The following is an 18,816-nucleotide window of genomic DNA, read 5'->3' as shown; positions in this document are numbered from 1 at the left end:
CCAATAGCTATCGGTATTGATTTTTATAAAATTCTAACTTATTTTTTAATCTACTCTAACACTTTCGGGAACCAATATTTTATAATTTCCATTGTTTCTAATAACATCTCTAACAATAGAGGAGGAGATATATGACGTTTTTGCTGAAGTGAGCAAGAAAACAGTCTCTACAGGAGCTAAATCTCTATTGGTGTGGGCAATGGCTTTTTCAAATTCAAAATCGGCGGGGTTTCGTAAACCACGTAAAATAAATTTGGCATCTATTGCAGCACAAAAATCTACTGTTAAACCCTTATAGGTAACGACTTTCACTTTCGGAAAGTCTTTAAAAGCATCTTCAATAAATTGTTTACGTTTTTCTAATGAAAACATATATTTTTTTTCCGCATTAATGCCAATAGCCACCACCACTTCATCAAAAACTTTAACACCACGTTTTATAATATCGTAATGTCCTAAAGTTAATGGGTCAAAAGATCCGGGAAATAATGCTCGTTTCATAAAATTAAATATCAAATTTAAAGCTCCAAATTACAAATAATATCCAAATTACAATGTTTTAAGTATTCAAATTCTAGAGTTATATTTTGGCATTAGAGTTAATATTTGAGATTTAGAATTTATTTATTGGGATTTCACCTTTACGCTCCACTCATATTCAAATTTGGAAACAGAATCGCCGCTTTCGTCAAAACCTTCGGCAGTCATTGTTAATGTTTGACCTGCTTTGGTAGAAATCGTTTGTTCAATTGCTTCTTTTATTAAGTGAACATCTTTGCAAATAAAGTTTATTCTTCCCGTGGCTTTTTTGGTAAATGTTCCAGTTTGTTTGGTAACTAGCATGGATATTTTCTTACCACTTTCGTCAATTTGTTTCATTACCAAAATACCTGTTGCCAATTCTGATGCCATTCCTTGAGTTGCCCAATACAATGATTTGAATGGATTTTGATTTATCCATTTGTGTTTTACAGTAGCAACGGCTTCTTTATCTGTAATTGATTTAACCCTCACTCCCGAAATATATGCGGATGGAAGCTTAAAAAACAAGAATTTGTTTAAATTTTTGACCGTTAATTTTGACATTTATTAAATTTTAATGCAAGATAGTGAAATTATATGTTCCAATTATTTTCGAATATTAGCAGTCTCCTTTAATTTAATAAAATACTGATAATTAAGTATTTAAATATTGTAAAATTTTAAAAAGTTCAAATATTAGCTAACTTCGAGCAATGTTTAAATGTTAAATAAATGTTAAAATACAGTACTTTGTATTGCATAGTAATATCTTTTGTACATATATTTGCATAAGAAAGTATTATATAAGTCAAGAACATGTTAACTCAAAACGAAAAAAATACGGGATTCTTAATTCATTTATCAGCTTTTTTAAGCTTTGTTTTTCCTTTCGGTAGTATTATCGGTCCTGTAATTATGTGGTCTATTAGTAAAGATAGAAGTGATTATTTGGACAGAAATGGAATTGAAGCGGTAAACTTTAATCTAAGTTATACACTTTACCTATTTATTTTAGGAATGATAATGTTTCCGTTCGCCTTCGGTTCTTTTTTTAATTATTTGAGGCATATTGATGATTTTGATCAGTTGGATAATTTCAATTTTCATTTTGATTTTGACAACCTTTTTGGAATTTTAAGTATAGGCAGCTTAATAGCTATAATTGCTTTTGTAAGATTTATTTTAATAATTGTAGCGGCCATAAAAGCAAATAGAGGTGAAGTTTATAATTATCCGTTAACAATAAATTTTGTAAAAAAAGATTGAAATTCTAGAATTCTAAATTAAAGAGAATTATCAAAAGAAGTTTCTAAGCTCCCTCCCTTGTGGGGAGGGTTGAAGAGGGGCTAAACAAACCAAAACTAAGTATAATGATACAAATTTTAACAACATTACTTATTTACCTGATTAATCTTATTTTAATGGTAATTAGTAATTAAATGAAAACAGAATGAAGATAGAAAACACAAAAGCACAAATGCGAAAAGGCGTGTTGGAATTTTGCATCCTTTCCATATTACAAGATGGAGAAGCGTATACCAATGAAATTCTCTCTAGCCTTAAAGATGCTAAATTGCTTGTTGTTGAGGGCACAATTTATCCATTGTTAACAAGACTTAAAAATGCAGGTCTGTTAAGTTATCGTTGGGAAGAGTCCACATCGGGCCCACCAAGAAAATATTATGGGTTAACCGAAACAGGCACAATATTTTTAAAAGAATTAAACACAACTTGGGCAGAACTTGTCCTAGCTGTAGATACAGTAACTAGCAAAAAATCAACAAAAAAATGAACAAGACAATTAATATAAATTTAGGAGGAATCTTTTTTCATATTGATGAAGAAGCGTATCAAAAATTAAGAAGATATTTAGATGCTATACGTCGTTCATTGAGCGACGACCCACAGGGTAGGGATGAAATTATCAATGATATTGAATCGCGTATAAGCGAACTGCTTTCAGAAAGGGTTAAAGACCCAAGGCAGGTTATTAGCGAAATTGATATTGACGAGGTAATTGCCGTAATGGGGCAACCCGAAGATTATATGATAGATGAAGAGCTGTTTACCGATGATTCAGGTAGAAATTATAAGAAAAAATCTACCAAGAAAAAATTATTTAGAGACGGAGATGATAAATTTATTGGTGGTGTATCATCAGGTATTGCACATTATTTTGATGTAGATGCAATTTGGATTAGAATTGCGTGGCTGGTTGCTACATTTGGACTAGGCTTTGGGCCATTACTCTATATTATTCTATGGATTTTATTGCCAGAGGCTAGAACTACGGCAGATAAATTACAAATGGAAGGTGAAGCGGTTACAATTTCTAACATTGAAAAGAAAATCAGGGCAGAATTTGAAGATGTTTCCGAACGTGTAAAAGGAGCGGCCGGAGAGGTTACTGATGCGGTTAAAGAGGGTTATGAGAACGTTTCAAATGCTGTAAAAAAAAAAGACCTAAGAAGGAGCGGAAGTAGGGCAAGATCTGGGTTGCAAGATTTTATCGATACCATTGGTAAAATAATTGTAGCCTTTTTTATGGTCATCGGTAAGTTTATAGGCGTAATGTTTATTGTAGGTTCGGTAATAGGATTAATTGCATTGGTTATCAGTTTGTTTACTGCGGGTACTGCAAGTTTTATTGGTGTAGATGGTATTTTTAATGGCGACTTGGAACTAATTGATGTTACGGTTGCACCAATTTGGGTAATGTCATTACTGGCTTTGATTTTAGCTGGTGTTCCGCTTTTTATGCTTTTCATTTTAGGACTGTTTATTTTATCCAACAAGTCTAAAATATTGAGTAGAACAACGAAATTAGTTTTATTCGCTATTTGGATTATTGCATTGTTCTCTGTTATTTATTTAGGAATAAGACAAGGAGCTGAATTTGCACATGAAGGTTCATCTATAGAAAAAAATGAGTTAAATATTTCATCAATGGATACGATAACCATAAAAATGGTCGATAACGAAGATTTGTCCAGTAACAATAATTTTAATCATCGTATATTTTTCAAAAAAGTACTAGATGCCAATGATGAAATTAAGTTTTACTCTAACGATGTAAATATTTCCATCAGAAAATCAGATAGTACCGAGGCTTATACCAAAATTTATAAAAGAGCTAACGGCAGAACACGTTTGATAGCAAGGGAAAATGCAGAACGTATTGAGTACGATTATCAACAATCTAGTAAGAACTTAATATTTAACAGTTATTTTTTAACGGACAGTAGAAATACATTTAGAAATCAGGACTTAATAATAAATTTATATATACCTGAAAATCAAGTTGTTTATTTCGATGAATCAGCTAGGGTATTTCTTAGAAACTTAAGAACCACCAATAATATGTACAGTAGGGACATGGTAAAACATTATTTTAAAATGACCGATGAAGGCCTAGAATGTTTGGATTGCCCACCGCCAAAAGCTGAAAATATTGATGATGATGAAAAAGATACTATTATTGAAGTTAAAGATGGCGTTAACATAAATCTTAGCAAGGATAGTCTAAAAGTTGAAATTAATGATAATGGGGAAAAAGCAGAAATTAAGCTAGATAAAGAAGGTGTAATTATACAATAAATCCAGATGAAAAAGCATATAATAGTTGTCGTTTTTCTTTTAATTTCCTTATCAACAATATCTCAAGTGGAGAAATCTTCTGAGCTCTATAATATCTTAAAAACAAACGACAGTTTGATTTTCGATTCGAGCTTTAATACTTGTAATCTCAAAATTTTGTCAACTCTTATTCATGACGATCTAGAATTCTATCATGACAAAGCAGGCCTAATGGAAGGAAAGGATGCTTTTTTAGAGAATACCAAAAATGGTTTGTGCAAATCGTCACATAAACTTCGTAGAGAGTTGTTAGAAGAAACTTTAGAGGTTTTTCCTTTAAATGATAGCAATGGGAAATTATACGGTGCCATTCAAAAAGGAACACATCGGTTCTATGAAAACGAAAAAAGAACAAGCATTGCACTTTTCACGCATTTATGGATACTTAAAAATGATAAGTGGTTGTTAAAAAGAGTGTTGAGCTATAACCACAAAACAGAAATAAATTAGTTCCATAATTAACAATTCATCCTAGAAAACACACAATTCAGAAACTAAAAATTGTTTAAATAATTCTTATGACGGAAATTTGAACTAATCAAATAAAAATATAAACTTAAATCCAAACAAATGAAAAATTTATTTAAAATTTCGGCAGTATTAGTCCTGTTCTTAACGGCCTCCTGTTTTATGGATGGTGTTAAGGGAAACAGAAATGTTGTTACACAAGATAGAAAGATTTCCTCTGATTTTGATGCTATCACGGTAAGCCATGGTATTGAGGTTCGCTTAACAATGAGCGATGCTACCTCATTATCGCTTGAAGCAGATGAGAACTTACATGACATTATCATAACCGAGGCGGAAGATGGTGTTTTACGCATTTATTCTGAAGAAAATATATGGAGTGCCAAGGCGAGAAAAGTGTATTTAACCGCTGAAAACATCAATAAAATAAAAGCGACGAGCGGATCTGAGGTAATTTCGGAAAACACGATATCCGCGGGTGATTTTGATATTAGGGTTTCAAGTGGTGCAGATGTTAGGTTGATGCTAGATGTTGGCAATTTATCTTGCAACACGAGTAGTGGTTCAGATGCCAGACTAAAAGGGAATGCAGGGCATTTTATTGCCAGCTCATCAAGTGGAAGCAATATAAGGGCAAAAGAATTGACTACTAAAACCTGTAATGCCGCTGTTTCCAGTGGAGCGGATATTTCAGTGAACGTAACCGATAAATTAAATGCTGCTGCCAGTAGTGGTGGTGGAATTAGATATTCGGGAAACCCGACTGAAGTTAAAAAAAGTAGTTCTTCTGGAGGGAGTATCAGAGGATAGAGTGAGAAAAATTTAGAAAACTAACCAAACAAGTTGTTTTTCCATTTTTTGTTGAAAAAAGAGGCTGTTTTACATTGAAACAGCCTCTTTTTATTAGATAATCAACCAGTAATGTCCGGTTAAAAATTATATGATGTCCCTACGGGACATTGGTTTAATAGAATCTTGTTGTTTACCAATATGTTGCCCCGCTGGGGCATATATGCCGTTAGGCATGAAATATGGGTAAAAAAACAGAACCCGTAAAAAGTAGCGTCCCGTAGGGACGCCATGTATTGCGAGGCTTCTCACGGTTATGCTTCATCTTTACCGGACGCTACAGATAATCAACCTATAAAAGTCTTGCGTGTTATGTCTATTTTAATTTTCTAAGGCTGCTAAATAGCGTTCGGCATCTAAAGCCGCCATACAGCCCGTACCTGCTGCGGTAACAGCTTGTCTGTATTCTTTGTCCTGTACATCACCAGCCGCAAAAACACCTGGTAATTTGGTTTTGGTAGATTTACCTTTGGTAATCAAATAACCGGATTCGTCCATTTCTAAAATACCTTTAAACAAGTCGGTATTGGGTTTGTGACCTATGGCAATGAAAACACCGGTTACTTCAATTTCACGTTTTTCACCAGTTTGGTTATTTACTATTCTTACACCTTCAACAACTTGATCTCCCAATACTTCATCCAATTCGGTAAAGTACAGAACTTCTAAATTTTTGGTATTATTAACTCTGTGTTGCATCGCTTTTGAAGCTCTCATTTCATCACGACGCACTAAAAGGGTTACTTTTTTGCATAATTTGGCTAAGAAAGTAGACTCTTCGGCAGCGGTATCGCCACCACCAACTACCACAACATCCTGTCCTTTATAGAAAAATCCATCACAAGTGGCACATGCGGAAACCCCACCACCTTTTAATCTTTCTTCACTCTCCAGACCTAAATATTTAGCGGTAGCCCCGGTAGAAATAATTATGGTTTCAGCTTCTATTTCTTTAGCACCGTCAATAGTTACTTTGTGTATGCCTCCAACTTTATCGCTAAAATCTACTTTGGTGGCCATTCCGAACCGTACTTCGGTATCAAAACGTTCGGCTTGTTTTTTAAAATCTTCCATCATCATTGTGCCATCAACGCCATCAGGGTAACCGGGATAGTTATCAACTTCGGTTGTGGTGGTTAATTGTCCACCTGGTTCCAACCCAGTATAAATTACCGGTTTTAAATCTGCTCTGGCGGCATAAATAGCAGCTGCATATCCGGCAGGGCCAGAACCAATAATTAGGCATTTTAATCTTTCTGTAGTTTCTGACATGGGGTTTAATTTTAGAACAGCAAATTTAGAATATTTTTATGGCTATTCAAGTTAGTTTCCATCATTTTTTCAAATTCGTAAATAAGATATTTTTATATATAACTGGCTAATCAATAAATACTCATGAATATCATTTGAACTATATTTCGTATTAAATGAGTTAAGGGAGATAAATCTCTTTATTACCTTTGTGCTCTTATGTTTTATAATAATTAAATAAAAAAATTATGAAAAAAGTTTTTATTGCAGTTGTTTTATTAGTAGGGTTTATGTATCAATCATCGGCACAAGAAATCTCCTCTCACGCCATAGGTATTAGAGTTGGAGATAATGATGGTTTTGGTGGCGAGGTATCTTATCAGAAAAAATTAAAAAACAGGAATAGGTTAGAGCTTGATCTTGGTTTTAGAAACACCAGATACAGTGATGCTTGGAAACTTTCCGGTATTTACCAATGGGTATGGAACATTGATGGAGGTTTTAATTGGTATGCAGGCTTTGGTGCCGGAGTTGGCACATGGGACCGTAATTATAAAAATGACAAGTTTGATGATGACGATGATGGTTTTTTTATTAATGCGGACGGAAATATTGGTATTGAATACAACTTTGATATACCTTTACTGATATCGTTAGATTTTAGACCGGAGTTTGGTGTGGTAAACGGATATGACGATTTAGGTTTGGATGTTGCATTAGGCTTAAGGTATCAGTTCTAAACGAAAACAATTCGAGCAGATTATGTTTTGATTTGCTCGAATTGTTCACATATTCAGTAGGATAAAATACTAAAACAATATTAATGTGTGGCCATAATGGCTTTTCGTTTTTTTAACTGAATTTCCAGGTCTCTAATGGTTTCGTCGGTGGCAGCTTCCCAGCTTTTTTCGTCAGAGGTTGCAAAAATCCGAGGCCCAGGAATGCTCAACCTAATATCGCATATTTTGCCCTTACCGGTCGGGTCGTTTTCCAATTTATAAGATACATCTGCTTTAATAATCCAATCATATTTTTTTTCTAATTTTTCTAAACGTTCTTTTACAAAGGTTTCCATGGTCTCACTAGTTGGCATTTTTACGAATTGAACAATTACTTCCATTTTTCTATCTTTTAAAATTTGAACTTCATTTAATAATAGTTAAATTTAATACTCTAATCTTATATAAAAAAATTATATTGTTATAATAATCTTAAAAAATGAGGTCCTATTCTTTTTTTACAATTGTTTTATTATGCTTAGCCATTTTAGCAATTGATATATTGGCATTTATGGGGCTAAGGTCCATACTAGAGCATACCAATTTACTGCCATTGGTTAAAATTGCTGTCAAATTGGTTTTTTGGATTTTTACAATAGGTTTAATAACGGCCATATTAGTACTAAAGAGTAGGATGGATTCCATTCACGTGGGTAGAAAACAATTGTTGATTTCTAGATTGTACGGCTTAACCATTTCTTCTTTTGTTCCCAAAATAATTTTTGTTTTTGCCATTGCTATCATTTATTTTACAAACTCTTTATCTTTGAATTCCAATTGGATGATTTTTGTAATAATCCTTGCCCTGCTTTCAGGGTTGTTACCTTTTTTTGCTATTATCTACGCCATCTTTAAGGCCGCATATCGGTTTAAGATTCATAATATTGAAATTGTTTTTGAAAATTTACCAAAAAAATTTGAGGGCTTAAAAATCGTTCAAATTTCCGATATACATATAGGGAGTTTTAATTACAGATATAAAATTCTGGAAAAGGCAGTAAATCAGATAAATGATTTAGAACCTGATCTTATTTTTTTTACGGGAGATATGGTCAATAATTACGCCTGGGAACTGAAAGGATGGGCCAAAGTTTTTAAAAAGCTGAAAGCCAAACGAGGTAAATTTGCAGTTCTGGGCAATCATGATTATGGAGATTACAGCCAATGGAAAACCAAAAAAGCAAAACAATCGAATTTTGAATCGATTAAATATTTCTTTAAAAAAATTGATTTTACTTTATTAATGAATGACGCTGTTGTTATCTCGAAAGAATCAGAAGAAATTGTAATTGTTGGCGTAGAAAATTGGGGCAAACCACCTTTTAAACAGTATGGTAATCTAGATAAGGCACTAGAAACAGGAAAATTTGTTTCGTTTAAAATATTGTTATCTCACGATCCTTCTCATTGGGCAGAAGAGGTAATCGAGAAAACAGATATTGCCTTGACACTTTCGGGGCATACCCATGGCATGCAAGCTGGGTTTAATTTAAAAAATAAAGAATGGAGTCCCATTAAATATAAATACAAACATTGGGCGGGTTTATACAAACATAAAAATCAATACTTATATGTTAACAGAGGTTTGGGTTGGTTGGGTTTTCCTGGCAGGTTGGGCATGCGACCAGAAATAACGTTAATTGAATTGATGAGTAATGATTGACAATTTTTAAACATTTTTACTCGTTACTCAAAACATGTCCCTTTTTTCAGGGGTAAAATATTTACCTGAAAAAAGTGTTATATCATTATTATTTATATTGCACTTTTGTAATGTAAAACTTTAATCAAACAATAAAAATAAATAACCTAAAATTTAAAAACATGAAAACAGTAAACACTAACCCATCTATGATCAAATATTTAATAAATGCAAAATTTTTAGCATTATTTTTTGTGATGGTAAGTTCTTTTTCTTTTGCTCAGATAGATAAACCTTATATTGATAGCAGTGGACAAGTAGAGTATTCTAGAGAGGTTGAAAAATATTCCGCCACAATTGTTGTATCTGAAGATTTAGCGTATAGCAGTTATGACGAAAATATAACTTTCGAAAAAATTAAAAGTGATTACTTCGGTAAATTAAAAAACAGCAATGTTGACATTACTAAACTAAAAGAAGATGAGTTGGCTTATACCGCTATGGGCTACAGAAAAAAAGGAATGGTCTACCAATTTGAAACCACTTCGCAAGAAAAATTTATTGAATTGTTATCGGTAGGTTTTTCAGGTGTAAATGTGAATGAGAAATATGTTCATTATAAAGATTTATCTTCTCAACAAGTTGGAGAACTGTCTAGTAAAGCTATTGCTGATGCTAAAACCAGAGCTGAAATTATTGCAAAAAGTGCAGGAAAGAAAATTGGTGGAATATTATCCCTTAACAACTATAAAGAAGAAAGTAAAAGAGGATTTTATAGCACAAGAGATCTTACCGACCATATCTTTAGCGTAAGCGTAAGGTACGAATTACAATAATTTTAATCTTAAAGTCAAAAAAAAGGGTCGATTCGTTACGAATCGACCCTTTTTTTACGTTCTAGTTGTTTAAGAACTTATTTTTGAATTATTAAGCGTCCCCACCGAATAACAATTAACTCAATAACTGTTTTACTTAAAACTGTTTTTCTCCCAATCCTTAATTAACTGTATTTGAGCAGCCGTTAAATCTTCATTCCCTGGGGGCATTGAGCCGTTTGCTACTCTACCAATTAAATCTCTATTCTCAACGGCTTCTTTAACTTGCTGTAGCGTAACCAAAGCCATCGGAGCACCGCTATTGGGTGTGCTGGCATGACAACTTATACATTTACTATCAATTATACTTTTTATATTGTCTTTATAAGTAATATTCTTTACTGGTTGATCTATAGGGTCATCACCATCTGATGTACACGAAACAAGCATAAAAGCAAAAATTGAAATGAAAACAATAAGAATATTTTTCATGATGTTTTGTCTACGGTTTAATATAGTAACTGATTTTTTAAATTAATATTTGATTTTCAGTTTAAAAACAAAAAAGCCGATTCCTAAGAACCGACTTTTTTAAAGGGAATTAAAATATCTTTATTTCTTTATTAATAAAACACGTTAGGTTCTATAAAATTGTTTGGTTTGTTTCTTTTAACAATAGTTTATGATTTTTAGTCTTTTTATGATTGGGCAGGAGGATTACTCCCTTTGGATGTGGTTCTCAAAAAGAGTATGTTGCTCGTCAAAACCTAAATACTATCATGTTTTTTTTTGTAATGTTTGTGCTCATCTTTCGATGGCAACGCTTACAAATAAAAAACCTAAAAATCTAAAGATTTTTAGGTTTCGATGGTCGGGGTGAGAGGATTACTCACTTTGGTCGTGATCCTTTAATAATTTTGTTGCTCATGAAAAGTCAAATTGCTATCACAATTTATAGACTTTTTTGTCTTCATTTCGGCTTGAAGTAAACTTCAATCTCATTCAAACAAAAAAGTCTAAAATCAAATGATTTTAGACTTTTCATGGTCGGGGTGAGAGGATTCGAACCTCCGATCTCTGGTCCCCCAGACCAGCACTTTAACCGGACTAAGCTACACCCCGAGATTGGTTGGCAAAAATAGAAATATTATCCAATATCATCGTCAGTATCATCTAAAATTTCAATGCCGTGTTGTAAAACTATAGAATTTGGTATGGTTATGTTTTCTCCTTTATCTGTTTTCATGAAAAGGAAAAATCCAGAAATATCCATAACGGTACCTATCCAATCATAATCTTTATCTATAATTCTTATTCTGTGACCTATTCTTACCGGATGACTGAAAAATAAAATAACACTTGCCGTAAGATTAGATAAAATAGACCATTGAGCAAAAAAACCAACACCGAGTACCGCTAGGATAGAAGATATAAATACGGTAAATTCCCTGGGTTCGACACCCCAGATAATTGCTATAAAAACAACGAATACTATATAGAGAATAAGATAATGTAAATTTAAAATAATCTTTCTTCTATTTAAGTCAATAGACTTTAAAGTTGTGAATTTTTTAATTGTTAATTTAACCAATTGCCCTATAATTAATAATACTACAATTAAAACTATGGTCAATAGAATTTGATATTTGTACGCGATGATCATTAGATATCTTTTTGTTAAAAAATAAACCGCAAAATTAATAATTATTATAGTTGTCTATGAAAAAAAGGGAAGAGTCGCTTTAATAATATTTACTTTTTTGTTATAGAAGCATTTTTACCAGAATAAGCTGTGCGTATTTCACTATTGTTTTTTCTTAAGTTCAAACAAATCTAATCTTCTGTCCCTAAGGTTTTTTACGGCACCAAATTGGTTTAATTCCCTAAGAAGATCAATATCTACATCAGCAATCAGTATCATTTCTGTATTTGGTGTGGCTTCCGCTTTTATTCCGTTTGTAGGGAACGAAAAATCACAAGGTGTAAACACCATAGATTGTGCAAATTGAATGTCCATGTTTTCAACATTGGGCAAATTTCCTACACTCCCCGCAATGGCTACATAGCATTCGTTCTCTATGGCTCTTGCCTGTGAACAATGTCTTACTCTTGAGTATCCATTTTGAGTATCCGTTAAAAATGGAACAAAAAGAATATCCATACCCTCGTCCGCAAGTAATCTGCTTAGCTCAGGAAATTCAGAATCATAACAAATGAGAACCCCTATTTTACCGCAATCCGTGTCAAACGCTTTTATGGTATTGCCTCCTTGCATGCCCCAAACTTTTGCTTCGTCCGGAGTAACGTGTAGTTTCTCGTAACGTTCTACCGTGCCATCTCTACGGCATAAATAACCCACATTGTATAAACGGCCGTCTCTCATTTCTGGCATACTACCCGAAATGATATTGGTGTTATAAGATATAGAAAACTCAGAAAATTTATTCACTATGGCCTCTGTATGCTTCGCCAATTCCCTAATAGCCTCTGGCGTACTTAAATGATTGTCTTTTGCCATTAACGGTGCATTAAAAAACTCTGGAAACATAGCAAAATCTGATCTGTAACCAGCTACGGCATCAATAAAATACTCTGCCTGATTGAGCAGTTCTTCTAAATCTTTATAAGGACGCATTTGCCATTGTATCAAACCAAGACGTACAACCTTTTTCTTTGTAGTTGCTTTTTTAGTGGGCTTTTTATAGTAAATGTTGTCCCATTCCATCAATATGGCAAATTCTCCGGAAGCTTCATCACCCTCCAAGTATCCTTGTATTACTTTGGTAGGATGAAAATCGTTTGAAATCTGAAAGTTTAAAACGGGGTCATTTATTTCTTTACGTTTTACCTTCTCAATATATTCTTTTGGTGAAATTTTAGTCGAATATTTGCTGTAATTGGGCATTCTTCCGCCAAAGGCGATACCTTTAAGATTCAATTTTTCACATACCTCTTTACGATAATCATAAAGTCTTCTCCCTAAACGCAATCCTCTAAATTCGGGTTTAATAAAAACATCTATTCCATATAAAACATCACCATTATTTGTATGTGTACTAAACGAATAATTACCCGTTATATCTGCATAATTGTGGTCATCTTCAAAATCATCGTAGTTAACTATAATGGACAGAGCACAACCCGCTAGTTGCCCATTGATTTTAATAACAACTTGTCCTTCCGGAAATTTATTGATAAGCGATTCTATATGGTGTTCTTTCCAATAGGAATTGGGCATATTTGTGTACGCCGAAATCATAGCGGTTTTAAGTTCTTGATAATCTGCTAAGTCAAGAAATTTAAGTTCAATATTCTCTATGTCTTTTGTTTTCATCCAATTGTTAGTGCCGAATATTTCTTCGGTGTACTTAAAGCGTTAATATTTTTTAATTTATAATTGTAAATATATGATAGAAATTATTCCTTTTCTTTCAGCTACATATCCAATAAATACGCAAATATCAATGGTGCGACAATTGTGGCGTCGCTTTCAATAATAAATTTAGGGGTATTTATATCTAATTTGCCCCAAGTAATTTTCTCATTAGGTACCGCTCCACTATAAGACCCATAACTTGTGGTTGAGTCACTTATTTGACAGAAATAACTCCAAAAAGGAGTATCTGTACGTTCCATGTCTTGGTAAAGCATAGGTACCACGCAAATAGGGAAATCTCCTGCAATACCACCACCTATTTGAAAGAAACCTATACCTTTTTCTGAGTTTTCCGTATACCAATCCGCTAAGTAAGTCATGTATTCAATACCCGATTTCATAGTACTTGCTTTTAGTTCGCCTTTCATCACGTAACTCGCAAAAATATTGCCCATTGTACTGTCTTCCCAACCTGGAACTATAATAGGTAGGTTTGCTTTCGCCGCGGCGTACATCCAAGAATTTTTAATATCTATTTCATAATGTTTTTCTAACACTCCGGAAAGTAATAATTTGTACATAAACTCATGTGGAAAATAGCGTTCTCCTTTAGCTTCTGCATCTTTCCAGATTTTTACGATATGTTCTTGAATTCTTCTAAAAGCTTCTTCTTCGGGGATACAAGTATCTGTAACGCGGTTTAACCCACGTTCCAGTAAATCCCACTCATCTTGTGGTGTTAGATCACGATAATTGGGCACACGTTCGTAATGGCTATGTGCTACTAAATTCATAATATCTTCTTCTAAATTAGCACCTGTACACGATATGATATGAACTTTTTCTTGGCGGATGATCTCAGCAAAAATCTTTCCAAGTTCTGCAGTACTCATTGCACCTGCAAGAGATACCAACATTTTTGAACCGTTGGTTAATTGTTCTTCATAACTTTTAGCTGCGTCAACAACCGAGGCCGCGTTAAAATGTAAATAGTACTTTTCCAAAAATTGAGAAATAGGGCCTTTAATCGTCATCCTGATCGTATCTTAATTTGTTGATATTACTTCTTTCTTCGTTATTGTATAGATTTTCGTTTTCGTCATCTACATCTTGTTCATCAAACTTATAACTTAACATTTTATAGTAGAGTTTGGCTGCAAGAAAATCTGATGATTTATCTACTTCATTAGGACATAACTCTACAATGTCAAAACCTACAACATTTTTTTCTTCGAATACTTTTCTCAGAAAATCTAATGTTTCGTACCATAGTAAACCACCAGGTTCTGGTGTGCCGGTAGAAGGCATAATTGATGGATCCAAGGCATCCAAATCAAAAGTAATATAAACATTATCCGTCATTAATTCAATAACATTGTCCACCCAGTAATCATTGGTAACCATATCATGAGCAAAGAATACATTTTCTTCTTTCATAACCAATTTTTCGGAAACGTCCATACTGCGAATACCCACTTGAATCAGGTTTGTATTTTCATTGGCCTCGTACAACGCACAAGCGTGATTGTATTTTGAGCCTTCATATTCTTTTCTAAGATCTGCATGTGCATCTATTTGAAGTACTGTTAAATCGTTAAAACACTCATTAAATGCTCGGATGGCACCTATTGATATAGAGTGCTCTCCACCAAACAAGGTTACAAATTTATTACGTATAATATTTGCTTTGGTAGTTGTGTGTACAGCTTTAACCATAGCTTCTGGTGAACTATTTTCGGTAACAGGTTCGGAAAGATAGATACCTTGTTTATATACTTCACTATCGGTTTCAATGTCGTAAAGTTCCATATTTTCAGAAGCATGTAAAAAAGCTTCAGGACCTTTATCAGCTCCTTTTCCCCAAGTACTTGTTCCATCGTAAGGTACGGGAATAAGTACAATTTTTGATGTTTCTACGTTGGCATATTGCTCTTCTATGCCAGCATATGTTTTTTGCGTATTCATTGTAATACTTTATTATTGGTTTTAAGTTAAATTATTTTATTGCTTTGGTTAATTCTAGTTTCGCCGTGTCCGCTTTTGCAATGTCCTTATTAATCTCGAAATTATAGCCCAAAACGGACAGCAGTTGCTCCGAGGTTTGTTGTTCTACAAACACGGAAGTAGTTAATTCTCCATTTTCATCACGATTTATTAAAACATGTTTCGGTGTAGGTATAAGGCAATGTTGTAATCCTCCAAACCCTCCAATAGTTTCTTGATAAGCACCCGTATTAAAAAAGCCAATATATAACGGTTTATCTTTATTGAATTTAGGAAGATAAATGCCGTTCATATGTTGCTCACTGTTATAATAGTCGTCGCTATCGCAAGTTAGTCCACCGAGAAGTACACGCTCATATTCTTTGTGCCATCCATTTATTGCTAACATTACAAAACGTTTGTTTATAGCCCAAGTGTCTGGTAAAGTTGTGATGAAAGAGGAGTTTATCATATTCCATTTCTCACGATCGTTTTGTTGTTTTTGGTAAAGCACTTTATAAATTGCACCGCCACTTTCTCCTACGGTAAAGCTTCCAAATTCAGTAAATATATTAGGTACATCTACTCCGGCCTCATCACAGGTTTGTTTTATCTGACCAATAATTTCACTTACCATATAGGCATAATCATAATCAAAAGCAAGTGAGTTTTTAATTGGGAAACCACCGCCAATATTAAGGCTATCTAAACTGGGGCATACTTTTTTAAGTGCCACATAAACCTTCATGCATTTTAATAGCTCATTCCAGTAATAAGCATTATCACGTATGCCGGTATTGATAAAAAAGTGTAGCATTTTAAGGGTAACTTTTGGGTTGTCCCTAATCTCCTTATTATAAAAAGGAACTATATTTTTATATCCGATACCTAATCTTGATGTATAAAACTCGAACTTTGGTTCTTCCTCTGAAGCAATACGGATACCAATATTATATTTCCCGTTTATGGCATCACTGAGTAAGTTGATTTCTTCGTAATTGTCAATGATGGTAATACAATTTTTATGACCATTGTTGATTAACCTAGCAATATTTTTTATGTATTGGTCACGTTTAAAACCATTACTTATAACAAACGTATCATGATCAATTTTGCCTTCAGCTTTGAGGTTTTCCACAATATCAATATCAAATGCGGACGATGTTTCAATATGAATGTCATTTTTTAAGGCCTCATCAAGAACGTGTTTAAAATGAGAGCTTTTTGTACAATAACAATAGTTGTAGTTACCTGCATAGGTATGCTCTTTTATAGCATCTGCAAACCATCTTTTTGCTCTATTTATATTGTCGGAGATTTTTGGCAGATATGTAAATTTAAGTGGTGCACCATATTCTTCTATGAGTTTCATTAAGTCAATTCCATGAAAGTAAAGTTCGTTATTATTTAAGGTAAACTCTTCTTGCGGAAAATCAAAAGTTTGATCGATAAGATCAAGGTATTTCGTTTTCATTATATGTAAAAAAATTGTGAATATTAATTTTGCTCAATATAGCAAATACAACGGAGTTTCAAAAAAAATCAGATACGGAAAATAAAGATGGTCGAAGGAACGAATAAATTGTTCTCCAACCGAAGTATGGTAGTAAGTGTTTCAGAAGTCAGCCTGACAATTCGTTTCTCTATACCTAGAGCGGCTTTTGGATTAGACTTCCTTTTTCTCCTAAGCACGAATATGAAAAATGTTTTCAATCTGGTTATGGCAATACGTCCATTCTTAGAACGAATTAAGGGGCAAAAGTAATAAAAAATTAAATTCACCGTCTTTTTTTAATTTTTTTTGTTAAAGCTTTTTTAAAAATTATTTTAGGGATTAAAATTATGGATTTGTTATATAAATGTTAGTTGTTTGAATATATTTTGTTGTGCTTAAAATTCTTTCGTAATTTGCATTTAAGTGAAGTTCTAATAAATAACGCCAGTTTAAACAATCTTTTTATTTAAATTATTATGCCAGATGGATTAATCAAATATATAGTATGTGAAAAACCTGGAGAATTCCTGTTAAAAGAAAGGGAAGTTCCTGTTAGAAAAGACAATGAAGCTTTATTACAGGTTAATAAAGTTGGTATTTGTGGTACCGATTTGCATGCTTATTCTGGGAATCAGGCTTTTTTTACATATCCAAGAATTTTGGGTCATGAACTGGCAACAGAAGTACTGGAAATTGGCGAAAATGAAAAAGGTATTAAAGTAGGAGATAAGGTTATAATTATGCCCTATATAAGCTGCGGTAAATGCATTGCTTGCAGAAATGGTAAAACTAATTGTTGTACAAACATTAAAGTGTTAGGCGTACATACCGATGGCGGAATGCAAGAACAAATTACCGTTCCGACCAACATTTTATTGCCTGCCAATCATTTATCTGATAACGAAATGGCCATTGTGGAACCATTGGCAATTGGAGTCCACGCGGTAAGACGTGCCAATATTAAAAAAGACGAATTTGTGGTGGTTGTGGGTTGTGGTCCCATAGGAATTGGTATTATTAAACTAGCACAAATTGAAGGGGCAAAAGTCATTGCCCTAGATATGAACGACGGCAGATTAAAATATGCTAAAGAAAAAATTGGAGTTGATTATGTTGTAAACGTGGCTGAAGATCCTGTAAAACGGATTCTAGAAATTACAAATGGAGAGTTGGCAACAATCGTGTTTGATGCTTCGGGCAATAAAGAGGCTTTGGAAGCGGGGCCTAGCTATATGGCACATGGTGGGCGATTTGTATTAGTTGGTTTGTCAAAAGGAGAATTGACTTATAGTCATCCTGCGGTTCATGCCAAAGAAATGACATTAATGTGCAGTAGAAATGCCACTACCGAAGATTTTGAATACGTTATTAATGTGTTAGATCGTTTTCCGACCGAATCTTTTATTACACATAATGTGGATTATACGGAAATGATTGCTAATTTTGATAGTTGGCTAAACCCTGAAACCGGCGTAATTAAAGCAACGGTAAACTTTAAATAATAGATGACGAAAAATTACCTTCAGCTTGATCCGCGAGATAATATAATTGTCGCCATAACCGATTTAAAGGAAGGCACGGTAACCACGATAAATGGTGCCGAGATTACGATAAAAGAAAACATCAAACAAAAACATAAATTCGCTCTGAAAGATTTCAATATTGGGGATGAAATTTTTATGTACGGGGTACTTGTAGGTAAAGTTACGAAACCTATTCAAAAAGGGACTTCCATTACCATAGAGAATGTAAAACATGCTTCGGCATCCTATAATAATTCTATAGAAAGATTTACGTGGATGCCTCCTAATGTCACTAAATTTAAAGATAGAACTTTTAATGGTTATCACAGAAAAGACGGTAATGTGGGTACAGCTAATTACTGGTTGGTCGTTCCACTGGTTTTTTGTGAAAACAGAAATATTGATGTGATAGAAGGAGCATTGGCTGATGCTCTAGGCTACCAAACCAAAAAAGATTTTGCCGTTGACACCCAAGCA

Annotated in this window: 20 protein-coding genes and 1 tRNA gene; 10 read left to right on the top strand and 11 right to left on the bottom strand. The window is 33.6% G+C overall.

Features of this window, described 5'->3' with window-relative positions; translation table 11 throughout:
• Positions 1–45 precede the first annotated feature (45 nt).
• Both coaD and UMM65_RS15070 read right to left on the bottom strand, forming a co-directional pair.
• Entirely contained in the window at positions 46–501 is a 456-nt protein-coding gene (gene coaD / locus UMM65_RS15075) for a pantetheine-phosphate adenylyltransferase (RefSeq protein WP_321977732.1), read from the bottom strand.
• A 123-nt stretch (positions 502–624) separates the two neighbouring features.
• A complete protein-coding gene (locus tag UMM65_RS15070; protein ID WP_321977731.1) occupies positions 625–1,086 on the bottom strand; it encodes a DUF4442 domain-containing protein in 462 nt (153 codons plus the stop codon).
• 252 nt (positions 1,087–1,338) lie between these two features.
• Here UMM65_RS15070 and UMM65_RS15065 point away from each other — a divergent pair, with 252 nt between their 5' ends.
• From UMM65_RS15065 to UMM65_RS15045, 5 genes are all read left to right on the top strand, one after another.
• Entirely contained in the window at positions 1,339–1,788 is a 450-nt protein-coding gene (locus UMM65_RS15065; protein WP_321977730.1) for a DUF4870 domain-containing protein, read from the top strand.
• A gap of 184 nt (positions 1,789–1,972) precedes the next feature.
• Positions 1,973–2,314, top strand: a complete 342-nt coding sequence (locus tag UMM65_RS15060; protein ID WP_321977728.1) for a PadR family transcriptional regulator — start codon at positions 1,973–1,975, stop codon at positions 2,312–2,314.
• Positions 2,311–4,119, top strand: a complete 1,809-nt coding sequence (locus UMM65_RS15055; RefSeq protein WP_321977726.1) for a PspC domain-containing protein — start codon at positions 2,311–2,313, stop codon at positions 4,117–4,119. The genes UMM65_RS15060 and UMM65_RS15055 overlap by 4 nt, the downstream gene beginning before the upstream one ends.
• A 6-nt stretch (positions 4,120–4,125) precedes the next feature.
• Positions 4,126–4,608, top strand: coding sequence for a nuclear transport factor 2 family protein (locus UMM65_RS15050; RefSeq protein WP_321977724.1), 483 nt, complete (start codon positions 4,126–4,128; stop codon positions 4,606–4,608).
• A gap of 120 nt (positions 4,609–4,728) precedes the next feature.
• Positions 4,729–5,436: a head GIN domain-containing protein gene (locus tag UMM65_RS15045; RefSeq protein ID WP_321977723.1), complete on the top strand. Its 708-nt coding sequence runs from the start codon at positions 4,729–4,731 to the stop codon at positions 5,434–5,436.
• Between the two features lie 360 nt (positions 5,437–5,796).
• Here UMM65_RS15045 and trxB read toward each other — a convergent pair whose 3' ends face one another.
• The gene (gene trxB, locus UMM65_RS15040; protein ID WP_321977721.1) at positions 5,797–6,747 is read right to left on the bottom strand and encodes a thioredoxin-disulfide reductase; all 951 of its coding nucleotides are present in this window, start codon (positions 6,745–6,747) and stop codon (positions 5,797–5,799) included.
• A 227-nt stretch (positions 6,748–6,974) separates the two neighbouring features.
• Between trxB and UMM65_RS15035 the strand changes: the two genes are divergently transcribed.
• On the top strand, positions 6,975–7,466 hold the full coding sequence (locus tag UMM65_RS15035) for a hypothetical protein (RefSeq protein WP_321977719.1): 492 nt from the start codon (positions 6,975–6,977) through the stop codon (positions 7,464–7,466).
• Positions 7,467–7,546: 80 nt separating this feature from the next.
• On the opposite strand, the gene UMM65_RS15030 is transcribed toward UMM65_RS15035, so the two are convergent.
• Positions 7,547–7,846, bottom strand: coding sequence for an HPF/RaiA family ribosome-associated protein (locus tag UMM65_RS15030; protein WP_321977718.1), 300 nt, complete (start codon positions 7,844–7,846; stop codon positions 7,547–7,549).
• Positions 7,847–7,944: 98 nt separating this feature from the next.
• On the opposite strand from UMM65_RS15030, the gene UMM65_RS15025 reads away from it, so the two are divergent.
• A complete protein-coding gene (locus UMM65_RS15025) occupies positions 7,945–9,168 on the top strand; it encodes a metallophosphoesterase (protein ID WP_321977717.1) in 1,224 nt (407 codons plus the stop codon).
• A gap of 161 nt (positions 9,169–9,329) precedes the next feature.
• Positions 9,330–9,983 (top strand): SIMPL domain-containing protein, encoded by a 654-nt coding sequence (locus UMM65_RS15020; RefSeq protein WP_321977716.1) that lies wholly within the window; start codon positions 9,330–9,332, stop codon positions 9,981–9,983.
• A gap of 132 nt (positions 9,984–10,115) precedes the next feature.
• Here UMM65_RS15020 and UMM65_RS15015 read toward each other — a convergent pair whose 3' ends face one another.
• From UMM65_RS15015 to UMM65_RS14985, 7 genes are all read right to left on the bottom strand, one after another.
• A complete protein-coding gene (locus UMM65_RS15015; protein ID WP_321977715.1) occupies positions 10,116–10,454 on the bottom strand; it encodes a cytochrome c in 339 nt (112 codons plus the stop codon).
• Positions 10,455–11,006: 552 nt separating this feature from the next.
• A tRNA-Pro gene (locus UMM65_RS15010) sits at positions 11,007–11,084 on the bottom strand.
• 25 nt (positions 11,085–11,109) lie between these two features.
• Positions 11,110–11,625 carry a mechanosensitive ion channel domain-containing protein gene (locus tag UMM65_RS15005; RefSeq protein WP_321977714.1) on the bottom strand — a complete coding sequence of 172 codons (516 nt, stop codon included), beginning with the start codon at positions 11,623–11,625 and terminating at the stop codon, positions 11,110–11,112.
• A 141-nt stretch (positions 11,626–11,766) separates the two neighbouring features.
• Positions 11,767–13,296: a bifunctional GNAT family N-acetyltransferase/carbon-nitrogen hydrolase family protein gene (locus tag UMM65_RS15000; RefSeq protein ID WP_321977713.1), complete on the bottom strand. Its 1,530-nt coding sequence runs from the start codon at positions 13,294–13,296 to the stop codon at positions 11,767–11,769.
• Positions 13,297–13,397: 101 nt separating this feature from the next.
• On the bottom strand, positions 13,398–14,372 hold the full coding sequence (locus tag UMM65_RS14995) for a deoxyhypusine synthase family protein (RefSeq protein WP_321977711.1): 975 nt from the start codon (positions 14,370–14,372) through the stop codon (positions 13,398–13,400).
• The gene (gene speB / locus UMM65_RS14990; RefSeq protein WP_321977710.1) at positions 14,362–15,303 is read right to left on the bottom strand and encodes an agmatinase; all 942 of its coding nucleotides are present in this window, start codon (positions 15,301–15,303) and stop codon (positions 14,362–14,364) included. The genes UMM65_RS14995 and speB overlap by 11 nt, the downstream gene beginning before the upstream one ends.
• 31 nt (positions 15,304–15,334) lie before the next feature.
• Positions 15,335–16,795: an arginine decarboxylase gene (locus tag UMM65_RS14985; protein WP_321977709.1), complete on the bottom strand. Its 1,461-nt coding sequence runs from the start codon at positions 16,793–16,795 to the stop codon at positions 15,335–15,337.
• Between the two features lie 512 nt (positions 16,796–17,307).
• Between UMM65_RS14985 and UMM65_RS14980 the strand changes: the two genes are divergently transcribed.
• A complete protein-coding gene (locus tag UMM65_RS14980; protein ID WP_321977784.1) occupies positions 17,308–18,318 on the top strand; it encodes a zinc-binding alcohol dehydrogenase family protein in 1,011 nt (336 codons plus the stop codon).
• Positions 18,319–18,321: 3 nt separating this feature from the next.
• Positions 18,322–18,816 (top strand): UxaA family hydrolase (locus UMM65_RS14975; RefSeq protein WP_321977707.1); only part of this gene is annotated, 495 nt, incomplete at its 3' end.

The organism is Aureibaculum koreense, from assembly GCF_034296135.1.
Classification (GTDB): Bacteria; Bacteroidota; Bacteroidia; order Flavobacteriales; family Flavobacteriaceae; genus Aureibaculum.
Note: the sequence above shows the minus strand (reverse complement) of the source record. Positions and strands in the feature narration are given on the sequence as shown.

What these genes read in the sequence shown, in the direction of transcription:
- UMM65_RS14995 (WP_321977711.1), bottom strand. Translation starts at nt 14,372, where the DNA reads ATGACGATTAAAGGCCCTATTTCTCAATTTTTGGAAAAGTACTATTTA.
- UMM65_RS15015 (WP_321977715.1), bottom strand. Translation starts at nt 10,454, where the DNA reads ATGAAAAATATTCTTATTGTTTTCATTTCAATTTTTGCTTTTATGCTT.
- UMM65_RS15030 (WP_321977718.1), bottom strand. Translation starts at nt 7,846, where the DNA reads ATGGAAGTAATTGTTCAATTCGTAAAAATGCCAACTAGTGAGACCATG.
- speB (WP_321977710.1), bottom strand. Translation starts at nt 15,303, where the DNA reads ATGAATACGCAAAAAACATATGCTGGCATAGAAGAGCAATATGCCAAC.
- UMM65_RS15065 (WP_321977730.1), top strand. Translation starts at nt 1,339, where the DNA reads ATGTTAACTCAAAACGAAAAAAATACGGGATTCTTAATTCATTTATCA.
- coaD (WP_321977732.1), bottom strand. Translation starts at nt 501, where the DNA reads ATGAAACGAGCATTATTTCCCGGATCTTTTGACCCATTAACTTTAGGA.
- UMM65_RS15045 (WP_321977723.1), top strand. Translation starts at nt 4,729, where the DNA reads ATGAAAAATTTATTTAAAATTTCGGCAGTATTAGTCCTGTTCTTAACG.
- UMM65_RS15050 (WP_321977724.1), top strand. Translation starts at nt 4,126, where the DNA reads ATGAAAAAGCATATAATAGTTGTCGTTTTTCTTTTAATTTCCTTATCA.
- UMM65_RS15000 (WP_321977713.1), bottom strand. Translation starts at nt 13,296, where the DNA reads ATGAAAACAAAAGACATAGAGAATATTGAACTTAAATTTCTTGACTTA.
- UMM65_RS14985 (WP_321977709.1), bottom strand. Translation starts at nt 16,795, where the DNA reads ATGAAAACGAAATACCTTGATCTTATCGATCAAACTTTTGATTTTCCG.
- UMM65_RS15035 (WP_321977719.1), top strand. Translation starts at nt 6,975, where the DNA reads ATGAAAAAAGTTTTTATTGCAGTTGTTTTATTAGTAGGGTTTATGTAT.
- UMM65_RS15055 (WP_321977726.1), top strand. Translation starts at nt 2,311, where the DNA reads ATGAACAAGACAATTAATATAAATTTAGGAGGAATCTTTTTTCATATT.
- UMM65_RS15025 (WP_321977717.1), top strand. Translation starts at nt 7,945, where the DNA reads ATGAGGTCCTATTCTTTTTTTACAATTGTTTTATTATGCTTAGCCATT.
- UMM65_RS15020 (WP_321977716.1), top strand. Translation starts at nt 9,330, where the DNA reads ATGAAAACAGTAAACACTAACCCATCTATGATCAAATATTTAATAAAT.
- UMM65_RS15070 (WP_321977731.1), bottom strand. Translation starts at nt 1,086, where the DNA reads ATGTCAAAATTAACGGTCAAAAATTTAAACAAATTCTTGTTTTTTAAG.
- UMM65_RS15060 (WP_321977728.1), top strand. Translation starts at nt 1,973, where the DNA reads ATGAAGATAGAAAACACAAAAGCACAAATGCGAAAAGGCGTGTTGGAA.
- UMM65_RS15005 (WP_321977714.1), bottom strand. Translation starts at nt 11,625, where the DNA reads ATGATCATCGCGTACAAATATCAAATTCTATTGACCATAGTTTTAATT.
- trxB (WP_321977721.1), bottom strand. Translation starts at nt 6,747, where the DNA reads ATGTCAGAAACTACAGAAAGATTAAAATGCCTAATTATTGGTTCTGGC.